Source organism: Alteribacillus sp. JSM 102045, from assembly GCF_041949975.1.
Lineage (GTDB): Bacteria > Bacillota > Bacilli > Bacillales > Marinococcaceae > Alteribacillus.
The window spans coordinates 1-15,751 of record NZ_JBHFQG010000028.1; the positions used below are offsets into that span (position 1 = coordinate 1).

The 15,751-nt window shown below is 38.2% G+C and carries 15 protein-coding genes and 1 riboswitch; of the genes, 13 read left to right on the forward strand and 2 right to left on the reverse strand.

The window, feature by feature from the left end:
- Positions 1–29: 29 nt before the first annotated feature.
- The 4 genes from spoVAE to ACE1TI_RS16180 all read left to right on the forward strand — a co-directional run bounded on the left by spoVAE (position 30) and on the right by ACE1TI_RS16180 (position 1,930).
- Complete coding sequence (gene spoVAE / locus ACE1TI_RS16165) at positions 30–380, forward strand: stage V sporulation protein AE (protein WP_375008592.1); 351 nt, start codon at positions 30–32, stop codon at positions 378–380.
- A 13-nt stretch (positions 381–393) separates the two neighbouring features.
- Entirely contained in the window at positions 394–600 is a 207-nt protein-coding gene (locus ACE1TI_RS16170) for a DUF1657 domain-containing protein (protein ID WP_375008593.1), read from the forward strand.
- 36 nt (positions 601–636) lie between these two features.
- Positions 637–1,497 (forward strand): DUF421 domain-containing protein, encoded by an 861-nt coding sequence (locus tag ACE1TI_RS16175; RefSeq protein ID WP_375008594.1) that lies wholly within the window; start codon positions 637–639, stop codon positions 1,495–1,497.
- A gap of 184 nt (positions 1,498–1,681) precedes the next feature.
- Complete coding sequence (locus tag ACE1TI_RS16180; RefSeq protein ID WP_375008595.1) at positions 1,682–1,930, forward strand: hypothetical protein; 249 nt, start codon at positions 1,682–1,684, stop codon at positions 1,928–1,930.
- Positions 1,931–1,987: 57 nt separating this feature from the next.
- On the opposite strand, the gene ACE1TI_RS16185 is transcribed toward ACE1TI_RS16180, so the two are convergent.
- Both ACE1TI_RS16185 and ACE1TI_RS16190 read right to left on the reverse strand, forming a co-directional pair.
- Positions 1,988–2,446, reverse strand: a complete 459-nt coding sequence (locus ACE1TI_RS16185) for a CBO0543 family protein (protein WP_375008596.1) — start codon at positions 2,444–2,446, stop codon at positions 1,988–1,990.
- A complete protein-coding gene (locus tag ACE1TI_RS16190; RefSeq protein WP_375008597.1) occupies positions 2,367–3,530 on the reverse strand; it encodes a DUF2515 family protein in 1,164 nt (387 codons plus the stop codon). Before ACE1TI_RS16190 ends, ACE1TI_RS16185 begins: the two co-directional genes overlap by 80 nt.
- Positions 3,531–3,623: 93 nt before the next feature.
- Here ACE1TI_RS16190 and shc point away from each other — a divergent pair, with 93 nt between their 5' ends.
- The 9 genes from shc to ACE1TI_RS16235 all read left to right on the forward strand — a co-directional run bounded on the left by shc (position 3,624) and on the right by ACE1TI_RS16235 (position 15,740).
- Positions 3,624–5,498, forward strand: a complete 1,875-nt coding sequence (gene shc / locus ACE1TI_RS16195; protein ID WP_375008598.1) for a squalene--hopene cyclase — start codon at positions 3,624–3,626, stop codon at positions 5,496–5,498.
- 184 nt (positions 5,499–5,682) lie between these two features.
- Positions 5,683–6,594, forward strand: a complete 912-nt coding sequence (locus tag ACE1TI_RS16200) for a hypothetical protein (RefSeq protein ID WP_375008599.1) — start codon at positions 5,683–5,685, stop codon at positions 6,592–6,594.
- A 116-nt stretch (positions 6,595–6,710) separates the two neighbouring features.
- Positions 6,711–6,825, forward strand: a riboswitch (TPP riboswitch).
- A 145-nt stretch (positions 6,826–6,970) separates the two neighbouring features.
- Entirely contained in the window at positions 6,971–8,755 is a 1,785-nt protein-coding gene (gene thiC / locus ACE1TI_RS16205; protein ID WP_375008600.1) for a phosphomethylpyrimidine synthase ThiC, read from the forward strand.
- Positions 8,756–8,773: 18 nt separating this feature from the next.
- The gene (locus ACE1TI_RS16210; RefSeq protein WP_375008601.1) at positions 8,774–8,947 is read left to right on the forward strand and encodes a serine protease; all 174 of its coding nucleotides are present in this window, start codon (positions 8,774–8,776) and stop codon (positions 8,945–8,947) included.
- Positions 8,948–9,651: 704 nt separating this feature from the next.
- Positions 9,652–10,686: an Ldh family oxidoreductase gene (locus tag ACE1TI_RS16215; RefSeq protein WP_375008602.1), complete on the forward strand. Its 1,035-nt coding sequence runs from the start codon at positions 9,652–9,654 to the stop codon at positions 10,684–10,686.
- A 96-nt stretch (positions 10,687–10,782) separates the two neighbouring features.
- Positions 10,783–11,454 carry a GntR family transcriptional regulator gene (locus tag ACE1TI_RS16220; protein WP_375008603.1) on the forward strand — a complete coding sequence of 224 codons (672 nt, stop codon included), beginning with the start codon at positions 10,783–10,785 and terminating at the stop codon, positions 11,452–11,454.
- A gap of 173 nt (positions 11,455–11,627) precedes the next feature.
- Positions 11,628–12,617, forward strand: a complete 990-nt coding sequence (locus ACE1TI_RS16225; protein WP_375008604.1) for a TAXI family TRAP transporter solute-binding subunit — start codon at positions 11,628–11,630, stop codon at positions 12,615–12,617.
- A 110-nt stretch (positions 12,618–12,727) separates the two neighbouring features.
- Complete coding sequence (locus ACE1TI_RS16230) at positions 12,728–14,764, forward strand: TRAP transporter permease (protein ID WP_375008605.1); 2,037 nt, start codon at positions 12,728–12,730, stop codon at positions 14,762–14,764.
- Complete coding sequence (locus tag ACE1TI_RS16235) at positions 14,751–15,740, forward strand: hydroxyacid dehydrogenase (protein ID WP_375008606.1); 990 nt, start codon at positions 14,751–14,753, stop codon at positions 15,738–15,740. Before ACE1TI_RS16230 ends, ACE1TI_RS16235 begins: the two co-directional genes overlap by 14 nt.
- The last annotated feature ends 11 nt before the right edge of the window (positions 15,741–15,751 follow it).

The window sequence follows — 15,751 nt, forward strand, 5'->3', positions numbered from 1 at the left end:
TCAATTGAATATGGAGGTGATTTAGAGACATGATATTTTTTTGGGCTTTTGTGGTGGGCGGATTAATTTGTGTGATAGGCCAAATTATGTTCGATGTTTTTAAATTAACACCGGCCCATACATTAGTTACCTTCGTTGTTTTAGGTGCTATTCTCGATGGATTTGGTTTATATGAACCTCTTATCGCTTTTGCGGGCGCTGGTGCTTCCGTACCTATCTCTAGCTTTGGTAATGCTCTTGTTCATGGTGCGATGGCAGAAGCAGAACAACACGGATTAGTAGGCGTTGTCACTGGAATGTTCGAAGTAACGAGTTCTGGTATTTCCGCCGCTATTATTTTTGGAATGATAGGAGCATTAATTTTTAGACCAAAAGGATAAGGAGGAAGGCTTTGTGACAGTTGGTTCTGATGTAAAACAATGCCTTTCCAGTATAAAAAACGTGAAAGGCAGTTTAGCTAGTTTAGAATTACGGACAGAGGATGAGGAAGCAAAACAAATCTTCAGAGAAACGATAACAATTATGGAGGAAATAATAGAAGACTTGAAAAAAAGGGTTGGCCAACTGGAGCTTGAAGAAGATCAATATAGAGGCTTTTAGTCTAGCCGAACATCTATCATAAGAGGGGGTAATCCAATGCCAGATTGGTTAAATATTGTTGCGCGGTCGTTAATCTTTTTAGTTGTCCTTTTTATCATTACAAAGATAGCAGGAAAAAAACAACTTTCCCAACTCTCCTTTTTTGAATACGTTAGTGGCTTTACGATTGGTAGTATAGCGTCAGAGGTAATGATGAACATTGATCTTAAAGTTCGACACGGGATTTTAGGTATTGTGATTTTTGGTGTAACCCCGTTTTTAGCAGGTTTTATATCCATGAAAAGCAAAAGAGTTCGGGATGTCTTTGAAGGAAAAGGGACCGTTTTCATAAAAAATGGAAAAGTGATGGAAGAGAATTTAAAAAAGGAGAAATATACCATCGATGAACTGATGGAGTTACTTCGATCAAAAGATGTCTTTCAAATTTCCGATGTCGAATTTGCTGTATTAGAAGCAAATGGGGAATTAAATGTTTTATTAAAGAAAGAAAATCAACCTTTAACAGCCAAAGATTTTGGGGTTAAAGTTCCCTCATTTAAGGAACCACAAACGGTCATTATGGATGGAGAGATTCTTGATGAACCATTATCGACGATTGGTTTAAGTCGAAATTGGTTAAAAACGGAATTAGAAAAAAAAGGTGTAAGCATCGAAAATGTTTTCCTCGGTCAGGTGGATTCCTTTGGGCAGTTATCTGTTGATCTTTTCGATGATAAACTTAAAGTTGCTGAACCCGTAGAAAAACCGTTAATTCTTGCAACAATGAAAAAATGTCAGGCGGATTTAGAGCTCTTTGCTCTTGCTACAAATGCAGAAGAAGCAAAGCAGATCTATAGTAAAAATAACAAAAAACTAGAAGAAGCCATAAATAAAGTGACTCCTCTATTAAGAGAATAGGTAATATTTAATTCTTATGAAGAGGGGTCTTCCTCTGTTTTGCTCTACCATATAAAACACAGAGTATCTATATTAGTACATACAGCAGCACTTTTGAAAATAACTTTTAAGGCCGGTGGATAAATAGATTTTAGCATTTTTATGAGCTTGTGCAGAAAAAAACTAAAAGAAGGGATTTATTAAAATGAAGAAAACAACAACCGACTTTCGAGATAAAGAAAATGAAAAATATGATATTCAAGACAATCCTGTTCAAGGAGATGCCAGCCTGCAAAATGACAAGTTCGATCCGGGAGAGAATAGCTATTTAAATGAATATTCATACTCAGGTGATGAAAATGGAGAAGAAAACCAATTTGCTGAGGAACTTTCAGATGGAGGGGAAAGGAATGAATTGATAAAAGAACAAACTAATAGGAATTTTAATGAATAATATAAAAACAAAGAATATAAGGGCTGTTCATGCAGCTCCTTATTTCTTATTTCAATTTCACCGATAAAAGAAAAGGAAAAGTTTCCAAACCATGAATAAAAACAACATATACCCAATAAACGAATAAACATGAGACCAATCTGTATCATGAACAAACCACCCTAATTGTTCGGTGATCTGTTCTATAAAAAAGATAGCAGCCCCAGTGATGAGTATGATCATCCAACGAATAAAAAAATGAACTCGTTTTGCAACAAATAAAAAAAGAATAGTGAACAAAGGCAGAAAAAATAAAGTGAACACAATATTAATTGTAAATATTTCTGGAAAGAGTCTGATAGGAAAATGATATATTCCTTTTCCTACAAAAATTAAGTCTAAGTAAGTCCCCGCCAGGGAAGCGAATAGAGCTGTAATTATATAGGCATAAGGTTTATTATTCACGCTGGAGAAATATTGCTTTTTTTGCAATGATTGTACTCTCCATTTTTTCAATCGTTCTGCAGTACTTTTCATAAATGTCCCCACTTTTTAATTTTTCGTCTTTCCACAAATAATCAACAATTCTCCAATCCTCAAACCAGTCGCCCTTTTCCGCTTCTGGTTGATTAATATTTTTCCAAGCATACTGTAAGGGAGGGCTGTAAATACGGGCTGCTCCTTCTCGCAGCTGGCAATTTTTTGTTCTACGCTGATAAAGTTTGCCCGGCACCTTTTCGTTAACATGATGAAAAAGATGATTCCAATAATCTTTCCGTGAGCCAGTATGAGAATGTTGAGTTGCCCAACATAAAACACCATGTAAGGCAGGAGGATACTGAAAAAGCAATGAATATAAACGTTTGCCTAACATGATCCTCTCATGAAGAGAACCGAAATAGTGCAATGTATCGCCAATTAAGCTTGGTTTGTCTGTCGTATCGTTCTTATAAAATGGAAAGATAATATGATTAAAGCGTAAAAAACTATATAGTTTAAAACCTAAAGTGTTTAATACTGTATTTTTATAATGATGGTGTTTAATAACTCTTTTTTCTAAATAACTTTGTTCATTAATCACCATAGCAATAGCTAAAAGATTGCAGTCACCATGCTTCCAAAAAAAATTCCATATCGTTTCCATAAATGTCGAAACATCAAAATACGGAAGAAGATAAAAATGATTTTTATTCGTCCTTAAACTTTTCTGATACAGTAAAAATTGCGGGTATACATCTTGAAATACTAACCAGTTTCCACGTTCTAAAAATAAAAAGAAATTTTTCTGTTCTTTCTCTGACAATAATCTGGTGAGAAGATCACCTTTTAAATCTGTCATATACCAGCCGCCGTTTCGCGATACCATATGACCTAAAAAAGCCCAGTGAATTTCAGGGTGCCGTAGAAAAAAATTCAAATATGCCTTTGTCCGCGTAACGTTATTTATATTCCATTGGTTTGTCGTTACATTAATATCATCAATTAATTTTCTTTCTTCTTTTGATAGTTTATGTTTTGGAAAAGAGCTTATTTTATTTTTTGTTTTCTTTTTTAATTCTTCTTTTATTTCCTTATAACATTTTTCCTTCCATTTCTTTTTTCCCAACCAGCTGACTTTCAATCTATTACCCTCCTTTCTATTGGGGGAATATAGATGTGAAGAAGGGAATAAGTATTGTAAAAATGTTTGTAATAAGAGAGGGTAAGTTGTTACATGAAAAACGTAGAAGCTGAAATAAATAGGCTGATTAACCTTTTGATTGAGGAACAGAATCATGACGGTTCATGGTCCTATCCATTTGAAACAGGTATTTCAACCGATTGTTATATGATCATCTTATTACGAACGCTGCAAATAAATGATGAAGATTTAATTTACTCTCTGGTGTGTAGAATTCTAAATAGGCAGGAAGAAAATGGGGCATGGAAATTATTTTATGATGAAGATGAAGGGAATGTAACGGCAACAGTTGAAGCATATTATGCTCTTCTCTTCTCTGGTTATCGAACACAGAATGATCCAGACATACAATTAGCCAAAGAGTTTATTGTGGCAAACGGCGGTTTAAAAGAAATTAATATGTTTACTAAAATCATGTTAGCTTTGACGGGTCAATATAAATGGCCGAGTTATTTTCCTGTTCCGATTGAGATGATCCTATTGCCCAGTTCATTTCCAGTTAACTTTTTTGACCTTTCGATATACGCAAGAGCAAATTTAACTCCTATATTCATTGCTGCGAATTATAAATTTAGCTTAAAGACAAAAGGGGCTCCAGATTTATCGGATTTATTTTTAAAAAGAGGCGATGATGAGTGGGGGCAAGAGTTAGATCATTTACGGACTTTTCTTCCTCCTATTCAACAAGGGATCAATCATCTTATAGGTTATCCACATAAGCTCCATGAGCTAGCTTTAGAACGCTCTGAGCATTACATGTTGCAGCGTATCGAGTCAGATGGGACTTTTTACAGTTATTTTAGTTCTACATTTCTTATGATTTTTGCTCTAATGGCACGTGGGTATCCAAAGCATCACCATACCATTAGGAGGGCTGTTCAGGGACTGAAATCGTTTCATACCAACATTGATAATCACACGCATATACAGTACACCACAGCCAATGTTTGGAATACGGCTTTAATCTGCCATGGATTACAAGAAGCAGGAGTTTCCCATTCCTCTGAAACTATTCAAAAGGCCCAAAAATACTTACTATCCAAACAGCATTTTTTATATGGTGATTGGGCTATCCATAATAAAAACATGTTACCTGGGGGATGGGGGTTTTCCGACATAAATACGTTCAATCCTGATATAGATGATACAACGGCTTCCTTAAGATCCTTGAGAACCCTTGTTGTACATAACCCTGTTTATTATCAAGCTTGGGACCGAGCTATTCAATGGGTTATATCTATGCAAAACGATGACGGCGGCTGGGCTGCATTTGAGAAAAATGTTGATAAATCACTTCTTGCATGGCTGCCAGTGGAAGGGGGAGGAAAAATGGTACTTGACCCTTCTACGGCAGATCTAACCGGGAGAACATTAGAATTTTTAGGCAATTTTACTCATTTGGACCAACACAATCCCTTTATAAAGAACAGTATTCATTGGCTGCTCCAAAATCAGAGAAAGGATGGTTCATGGTATGGCAGGTGGGGGATCTGTTACATTTATGGAACATGGGCAGCTGTTACGGGATTAATGGCCGTAAAATTTCGTAAAAATCACTCGTCCATTCAGAAGGCAATAAAATGGCTATGTGAAATCCAAAACCAAAACGGTGGATGGGGGGAATCGTGCAAAAGTGACATAAATAAAAAGTATGTTTCTTTACAGGCAAGCACTCGGACTCATACCGCCTGGGCGCTGGATACACTTATAGCAGCAGAAAATGAAGAAACTTCCGAAATAAAGCACGGGATTAAGTTTTTGTTAGAGTCATCTGAAAAAAGTGATTGGACAACATCGTATCCTAAAGGACAGGGTCTCCCAGGAGGATTTTATATTCATTATCATAGTTATGAATACTTATTTCCATTACTCGCTCTGAGTCATTATAAGGATAAATTTATGAAATAAGTTAATAAGCTCCGATTCTATGACTTTAAAGTCCAGGATTTCTTAGTTAGACATTCTGGACTTTATGATGGATGAATTCAGAGGATAATCTGTTTCAGTTAATTTGTATAGACAGACAGCTTCTGATGATATCTTTTTATCCATTTAGAGGATTGAATAATTTAATGGTAAGAGAACAAAATAGGTGAAGACAATGACATTGGAAGTGATGGGGTTGAAAACACAGTTAAACATTATGATATCCATATTAATCTTTACCTTGCTAATGGGCAGACCATTGGTTATTAATGCTAAAGAACCCCAAGAACTGCAAGGCTTTTCTTATTCTCCATTTGAATATATAGTACGTGAGCAATATTATGGTGACATGCTTCCATGGGAAGATGTTCGTTCATTATTGCCTCATAAGGTGAAATTTCAGGTTATTGATCTTGACACTGGCTTAAGTTTTCGTGTGCAAAAGCGTGCTGGTAATCAACATGCAGATGTACAGCCGTTAACGAGAAAAGATACTCAAATTATGAAAGAAATTTATGGTAATAGCTGGAGTTGGAAAAGACGAGCTATTCTGGTTAACACTAATGATCGTATGATTGCTGCTTCTATGCATGGAATGCCTCACGGGGGAGGGGGTTTGTCGAATGGGTTTCCTGGCCATTTCTGTATTCACTTTGCTGGAAGCATAACCCACCGGACAAAAAACTCGGATCCAACTCATCGACTGATGGTTTTAAAGGCCTCTGGGAAACTGGCAGAATACCGTAATGAAATGAATCCATACGAAATAATAGATCTTTTTATTACAGCCATAAATCAAAGTGATCCTTATATGTTACAAATGACCCTGTCTGAACCTCATACGTTACAAATGGCAGCTATTTTAAAACGTATGGACCGGATGGGAATGGTTTCAAAACATACGAGTTTCAAAAAGCTGAAAAAACTGCCTATCGTGGCATTGGAGGTACCTGTCGAACTTCAATCTTATCAACGTGATCAGGGAAAAGAGAGAAAATCATATACTTTCATCCTGACACGAGATGTAATAACCAATCGATGGGAGATTCTCTCCGAAGATTTTTTAAACCTTATGTAATTTACATTGAAGCGGAGTAGAAGAAACAATGGTCAACAAGGAGTAGATAAGAATCATTTTCTCCTAAAGGGTTGGATTTTTCTTCATTATTATTTATACTGTAATAAAATAGAATAGCTCATAACTAGGGGAGTCCAATAAGCTGGGCTGAGAAAGAAATGCTTTGAAGTTTCTTGACCCTTTGGACCTGATCTGGATCATACCAGCGTAGGGAAGTTAGAAACTCATCCATGATGAATAAACTTCTACATATACAAAGCCGGGTCCATCCTTTAAATGGGACCGGCTTTTTTATGTACTTCTACCTGTTTGCAATTTGTTATGTTCTAGATCTCGTCCTTTATCAATGAACTTATTGAAAAGGAGAGATTTTTTTATGTCCATTTCTTCATTAAATGAAAAAAACATTTCCATCATGTCCAGTTTCTCCGGTAGTAAGAAAGTTTATGTAGAAGGTTCAAGACCGGATATTAAGGTACCTATGCGCGAAATCGACCTAAGTCCGACAACAGGAAGCTTTGGGGAAGAAGAAAACCCGCCACTACGTGTCTATGACACAAGCGGACCTTACACGGACTCTGATTATTCGGTTGACATAACAAAAGGACTTCCTGCCCTTCGCAGTAAATGGATTCAGGAACGATCCGATGTAGAAGAATATGAAGGCCGTGATACAAAACCTGAAGATAACGGATATCGTGATGAAGATGATCCCCGTGCTAATCATGACGTGTTTCCTGGATTAACACGGAAACCACTGCGGGCAAAAAAGGGGAAGAATGTTACTCAGCTTCATTATGCTAAACAGGGGATTATTACGCCTGAAATGGAATTTATCGCAATAAGAGAAAATATGGACCCTGAATTCGTACGTGACGAAGTGGCAAAAGGTAGAGCGATTATTCCCGCTAGCATTAATCATCCAGAAACAGAACCAATGATTATAGGACGACATTTTCATGTCAAAATTAACGCCAATATCGGTAATTCTGCTGTTTCTTCGTCGATTGAAGAAGAGGTTGAAAAAATGACCTGGGCAACGCGCTGGGGAGCAGACAATATTATGGATTTATCAACTGGTAAAAATATCCATAAAACTCGCGAATGGATTATCCGCAACTCAGCCGTCCCTGTTGGCACTGTTCCTATATATCAAGCATTAGAAAAAGTAAATGGAGTTGCTGAAGACCTGACTTGGGAGGTTTACCGGGATACGCTGATTGAACAAGCGGAGCAGGGGGTGGATTACTTCACCATTCATGCTGGTGTGCTTTTGCGGTATGTTCCGTTAACAGCAAAGCGCCTGACTGGTATTGTCTCTCGGGGCGGCTCGATTATGGCACAATGGTGTCTCTATCACCATGAAGAAAGCTTTTTATATACTCATTTTGAGGAAATCTGTGACATTATGAAAACCTATGATATTGCATTTTCATTGGGTGATGGTTTGCGACCCGGTTCCATCGCAGATGCCAATGATGAAGCACAATTTGCAGAACTGGAGACTCTTGGGGAGCTAACAAAGATTGCTTGGGAGCATGACGTTCAGGTGATGGTGGAAGGCCCAGGGCACGTACCAATGCATCTTATTAAAGAAAACATGGACAAACAATTAGAGACGTGTGAGGAAGCGCCGTTTTATACGCTTGGGCCTTTAACAACTGATATAGCTCCGGGCTATGATCATATTACATCAGCCATTGGAGCTGCCATCATTGGCTGGTACGGGACAGCGATGCTTTGTTATGTGACGCCAAAAGAACATTTAGGTCTCCCTAATAAAGACGATGTTCGTGAAGGGGTAATAACATATAAAATTGCTGCCCATGCAGCGGATTTAGCCAAAGGACATCCGGGAGCACACAAAAGAGATGATGCTTTATCCAAAGCTCGTTTTGAATTCCGCTGGAGAGATCAGTTTCATTTATCTTTAGATCCTGAACGTGCCTTAGAATATCATGATGAAACATTGCCTGCAGAAGGGGCAAAAACAGCCCATTTCTGTTCCATGTGCGGACCAAAATTTTGCAGCATGAGAATTTCACAAGATATTCGCAATTATGCCGAGGAAAATGAACTGTTTACCAAAGAAGAGATTGAAAAAGGGATGAAGGAGAAAGCTGAAGAATTTAAAAAATCTGGCGGCAATATTTATCAGTAACTTTTTAGGAGGTTCAGGATGTTGTCGAAGGTGGAAAAAATTGAAGAAGAAATGAAACAGTCAAAAATTCATCTTGCTTTTTTGGAGAATCGTTTAAAAGAGATTCAACAAAATTGTGATCATTCCTTTAAAGGTAATTCTTATTATGAAAAATGTGTGAAGTGTCATAAAATAGAAGTTTTCTATTACTAACAAGACTGACAAATTAAAACTGGTTCTAATGCGAACGTGTACCTGTCAAGTAGAAACAGTTAAAATACTTTTCATCAGTGAGGTCCAAAGTCTCATCATTTGGCCTCACTTTCTTTATCGTTCAAGCAGCTAGTTACACTCTTTCGTTTAAGTGCGTCAGATCCCTACGATGTTTCGTATTTCACGGGTATCTTGACAGTGAAACGTCTTTTGGTTGTTTTTGTTTCTAGAACAATCTATCGCACTTCAAGTGCCAAAAGAAGTTTTCGATGAAAGCATTGTCCCAGCAGTTGCCTCATCGCTGGACATGGACTGGGATTATCCCAAGTTGAGCACGAAATACCTCAAAGATGATTATATTATCTGCCTCCTTATATAAAGGCAGTTTTTCAATCTTGTCTGCTCTAAGGGCAATATCAATAAGGGCCAGTTTTTAAATGAAGAATTTGTTAAGCTAATTCCCCACAATAATGGCATATACGTCCACATGCGCCATTTCCGCAATTTACTATTTCATGGCTAGAGATTTTCAGCATTCGACCTATTAAAAAAAGATAAAGTCTTTGTCCACGAACACATAAAAAAACAATTATTTAGAGTATTGATTATTTTCAGAAAATATAGTATTGTATGATATATCATATATCAATAATCTACAATTTTACTAAGATGACTAATTTTTATGGCTAGGAGGTTTCATAATAATGTATAAAGTATCAGCAAACAATTTAAGAAATTACTGCAAAAGAATATTGGTAGAAGCTTCTTTACCGGAGGAAGAAGCAGAAGTAATAGTGGACAGCCTGGTGGAGGCCAATGAAATTGGGGTTGATTCTCACGGTGTAACAAGACTTGCAGACTATATAACTCGTTTGAATAAAGGGATAATAGAAAATAAAACGGAATTAACGGTATTAAGGGAAGCTGGCTCCACTATTTTATATGATGCGAACAATGGATGGGGCCAGTATGCCGGGAAAGTGGCAATGGAAAGAGCAATAGAAAAAGCAAAAAAATATGGTTCCAGTGTAAGCGGAGTAAGAAATTCAAATCATTTTGGCACCGCCTCTTATTTTGCAAAAATGGCAGCTAACGCTGGGTGTTTGGGGATAGTTATGACAAATGCCTCTCCTTTAATGGTAGCGTGGGGATCGAGAAAACCAACTTTAGGAACAAACCCCTTTTGTGCAGCCGTCCCAACAAATCAGCATCCTGTAGTCCTTGATATGGCTACAAGTAATGTCGCCCGAGGGAAAATAAATTTGGCTGCAAAAAATAAACAAAGCATTCCAGAAGGGTGGGCCATCACGAAAGATGGTGAACCTACAACCGATGCTGAGGAAGCTCTTAAAGGGTTTCTATTACCGGTTGGAGCGAAAGGCTCAGGGTTAGCTATGATGATTGATATTATGACAGGAGTAATGACCGGGGCGTTATTTGGGGAGGATATTCCGAGAATGTACGATGATGCCGATCCTCAACAGCTGGGTCACTTATTCATGGTGTTTAATATAGAAAACTTTATGGATCTCGAAGCGTTTAAGGAACGGATGGACGAGCGGATTAGACAAACGATAGAAAGTCCAGCGGCACAAGGGTTCGATAAGGTGTTTATGCCGGGAGATATTGAGCAAATGAGAAAAGAAAGCGCTTTAAAGGAAGGTATTCTGGTAAGTGCGGCAGTCTATAACGAACTAAAGCAATTAGGAGAAGAGTATGGTGTGAACGCCGATCTATAAAGGAACAAATTGGGTGATTTTTTTAAAAATTCTGTGATATATCAAATATCAATGAGATTAATCAAAATCTGAAAGGAAGATGAGGGGAAAATGGAAATGGATAAGCTGCTGACGGAGGTTACAGCAAAGACACAAAATATAAAGTCATTAAGGGATGTGGCTTTAGAATTTTTGAGGGAAGCAATTTTTACTGGACATTACCAACCAGGAGATCATTTAAAAGAAAGGGATCTGTCAAAGTTATTAGGAATTAGCACGACGCCGATCAAGGAAGCATTAAGAGTTCTAAGCCATGATGGTTTAGTGGAGACAGTCCCGAGAAAAGGAACATTTGTCTCTGAACTGGTGGAGACATCCATTGAAGAATTTATGATGCTTAAATCGGTGTTAGAGGGACTAGCTGCTAAACTAGCTGCGTTAAAGATCACAGACGATGAGGTGAAGGTTTTAGAAAAACAAGTGGCAGAGATGGAGAAGCTAACAAAAGCCAAAGAGGTTGAAAAGTTAGTTTCTGTAAATTTTAAATTTCATAGGTTAATTAGAGAAGCAGCAAATAATCCAATGATGTTTCAGACGTTGAACAATGTAGTTGCACTTGATATCGCTTTTCGAAAACGGGCTTTAAAGTACGACATGGAGATTGAGAAAGGGTTTCTAGAACATAATGAAATCTTCCAATCTATTAAAACCGGAAAAGCGGAGTTGGCTGAAGAATTAATGAAAAAACACATTATGAGAACAGCAGTTAATGTATTGGAACAAAAATAATTTTAGTGGAAAAAATAAGGATTTTTTGGGGGGTGAATAATGGGAAAAGTTTCTTATATACCATTTTAACAGGTTATATCGAGAGCTATCGGTAAAGGGACAAAAATTAACAAGGAGGATTTTGTAATGAAGAAATTAACCGGTTTTTCACTAATCATGTTATTTTTTTAGTAATGATTTTGTCAGCCTGTAACGGGGCGGAAGAAACAGAAAGTTCCGATAATAGCAACAGCGAAAGCGATGTTGAAAATGTAAGCGCTTCCTCCAAGTATCCTGAATTTTTGACGGTTGCGGGAGCTACTAGCGGAGGAACCTACTTCTTGTTGGCAAATGCGCTCAGTCAAATGATGGCAAGTGAATTCCCTGACATTGATACCAATGCTAAATCCACAGCCGGCTCTCCTGTTATTATTGAAAATATTGAAAACGGGGAGGTTGAACTAGGGATTGCGCAAGCCGGGGTTGCGGAGCAAGCATATAATGGTATTGCCCAATTTGAAGGACAAACAATGGAAAATATTCGACAGCTGACCTATTTTTATCCCAATGTAATGCAAATGGTGGTAAGAAAAGATGCCGAAATTGAATCGGTCGAAGATTTTTTTGGTAAAACCATTGCAGTAGGGGCATCAGGAAGTGCAACAGAACTGAACAGTCGAGATCTGGTTAAAGCGGCAGGGTTAACATATGATAACATCACACCTGAATATGTGAGCGAATCTCAGTCTGTAGAATTAATGAGAAATAAACAGGCCGATGGTGCCAATATGATTGCTGCCTTAGGAAGTTCAAATATGCTAGACATTTTAAGTACAGGTGATTACGAAATTCTTGAGATTGATGAAGAAACAATTAAGACGCTGTCAGAAGAAGTAAATGGCGCCTACTACCCGTATACGATTCCGGCCGACACATACCCAAATCAACCGGACCCAATTGAAACGTACGCTGTTGCCAATTGGCTGCATGGAAGCGCGGAGCTTTCGGAAGATTTTGTTTATGAAATGATGACGAGCATATATGAAAATAAGGAAGTCCTGGTTGAAACACACAACGTAGCGGAAAATATTAATTTAGAGGATGCCTTAAATGGTCAAACGATCCCTCTCCATGACGGGGCGATTAAATTCTATGAAGAGAATGGAATTAAAGTGAATCAATAAGTAGGAGCTCAGCCGGGGGAGAATGCATCCTTTCTACTCCGGCAGGTAATCATTTTACGCCACCGGCATTTTTAAAAGAAGAGCAATGTATGAGGGAAGAGGTGATGGTAATGGTCAAAAAGGCGAAGAACGATTCAAAAAAAAAAGATGACAAAAAGAGGCCAGCTGCTGCAAGTGATACAGAGGAGAAGAAAGAAATAGCAGAAAAAATTAATGTAGAAGACATAGCAAAAAATTTTGAGGTGGAAACGAAATACCGAAACATTAAAGGGAAAATAGGATTAATGGTTGCTTCCATTGCAATAGCAATGTCGGCCTTTCATCTGTTTACTGCAGCCATACCGATAGTCAGTGGGAAACACCGGGCGATGCACTTGCTGTTTGCACTCGTTCTTGTCTTTTTGTTATACCCTGGCCGAAAGAAGTCTAGTCAAGAAAAACCAACCGTATTTGATTATCTTTTTGCTATAGTAGCTGCTGTTTCCACAGGATACTTAGTTGTTATGTTTGATGCGATAGCAATAAGAGGGATGACTACTACAACGCTTGATTTGGTCATGGGCTTTATTACGATCGTAGTTGTAATAGAAGCAACCCGCCGATGTATCGGAATAGAGCTTCCCATTCTGGCTTTGCTGTTTTTAGCTTATGCTTATTTAGGTCCATACTTACCAGGAGAGATGACTCACCGGGGGTATAATCTGGAAACATTAATTCAGCATATGTACATTGGAAGCGAAGGAATTTTTGGAATAGCGCTTGGAACGTCGGCAGCGTATATTTTCCTTTTCATTCTATTCGGGGCTTTTTTAAACGGGACTGGTCTATCGAGCTTTTTTACAAATGCTTCGATGGCTCTGGCAGGTCATAGGCCAGGCGGACCAGCAAAGGTATCTATATTAACAAGCGGATCTTTAGGGATGATTAATGGAAGTGCGGTAGCAAACGTGTCAACGACAGGTCTGTTTACGATTCCTTTAATGAATCAAGTTGGATATAAACGGAGATTCGCTGCAGGTGTAGAATCGACCGCCTCAACAGGGGGACAGTTTACCCCGCCAATTATGGGTACGGCCGCTTTTATTATGGCTGAATTTTTAGGTGTTCCATATACAAATATTATTATAGCAGGTGTTATTCCGGCCATTCTTTACTTTGTTTCTTTGTGGGTGATGGTTCACTTTGAAGCATTGAAATCAGGGTTGCATGGAGTATCAAAAGAACTTCTCCCGGAAATGAAAAGCGTTTTTAAAGAAAAAGGGCACTTGCTGCTCCCTATTGTTTTGCTTCTGTTTATGCTATTTGCAGGTTATACACCAGTATACGCAGCCTTTTTTTCCATCGTAGCAACCTATTTCGTTAGTTTTTTACGGAACTCAACACGAATGGATATGAAAACATTGTTTAAAACGTTAGAAGAAGGTGCGAAAGGTGCTATTACAGTTGCAATGGCAACAGCAGTTGTGGGTTTTATTATTGGCGTTGTCTCGTTGACGGGGATTGGTTTAAAATTAGCGAACCTCATTTTAGTTTTTTCGAATGAACAATTATTATTAACTTTGGTCCTGACAATGATAACCGCCATTATACTAGGCATGGGTCTTCCGACCGCTGCCTGTTATATTGTTGGAGCTACTGTTGCAGCCCCAGCAATCACTCAATTAGGCGTTGAACCATTAGTAGCTCACTTTTTCGTTTTATATTTTGCTTGTTTGTCTGCCATTACACCTCCAGTCGCTTTAGCATCGTACGCGGCTGCCGGTATTGCCGGAGAATCACCATCAAAAGTAGGGTGGACAGGCTTTAGATTAGGTATTACAGGCTTTATCGTTCCATTTGTTTTTGTCTATTCTCCAGAGTTGCTTTTACAAACCAATCAATATTTAACGGTGGGACTTGCATTTGTAACCGCACTGGTCGGGGTATTTTCTTTAGGTACAGCCATTGTAGGCTATCTATTAGATTACACAAAGGTGTATGAGAGAGTCATGTTAATTGTAAGCTCCCTGTGCTTAATACAAGCTGGCATAACAACGGATGTAGTCGGGATTTCTCTGCTGGTCATTGTGTTATACGCACAATTGAGGAGAACAAAAAGTATAAAAGAGATCATAAAAGGAAAGAGGTTCGAGAATGAAGCCATTTAAGGTATTAGTCGTGCAGCCAATTTTAGAAAGGGGCATGCAAACGTTAATAGACGCAGATATCGATATTGTTCAACCAAATTCTTTGGAAGATGAGACGTTAGCAGAATTAGCAGCTGATTGTGACGGAATGTTAGTAAGGACAAAAACGATTCCACGAAAAATAATAGAGAGAGCAACAAAGCTTAAAGTGATTGCCCGTTCAGGAGTTGGTTACGATAATGTCGACCTGGAAGCAGCTGCTCAAAGGGGAATTTACGTCTGTAATGTTCCACAAGCCAATGCCAATTCGGTGGCGGAACAAGTCATTGGAATGATTATTGCGTTGGCACACCGTATTATCAAAGCTGATAAAGCTTTGCGGCAAAATCGCTTTGAGGTGCGGGAAACTTTTATTGGATCAGAGTTAAAAGGAAAAACAGTAGGTTTGATCGGTTTCGGGAGCATTGGCCAGTTAACAGCCAAAAAATGTGCGTTTGGATTGGATATGGATGTTGTTGCTTACGATCCATTTTTAGAAAATAAAAATAAATTTGATTATTTAACATTCATGGACTCTGTGGAATCGGTACTAAAAATATCAGACTTTGTGTCTTTACATCTTCCTTACAGCTCAGAACTCCATCATTTTATCGGTGAACAAGAAATAAATAAAATGAAAGGCGGAGCTTTTTTGATTAACTGTGCCAGGGGAGGACTGGTTGATGAAAAAGCTCTGTATCAGGCAATTAAGAATGAACGAATTTCAGGGGCTGGCTTGGATGTATATGAAGAAGAGCCGCCTCAAAAGAACCACTATTTATGGGAGCTGGATAATGTCATTGTTACACCGCATATGGCTGCCCATACAAAAGAGGCACTAGAAGCCATGGCGGTAGGAGCTGCAAAAGAAATTATTGATGTGTTTAATGGAAAACAACCACAGAGCTGTGTAAATAAATATCTTCTAGATAGAAAAATAAATGAAACAATTAATTGAAGATACTGGAA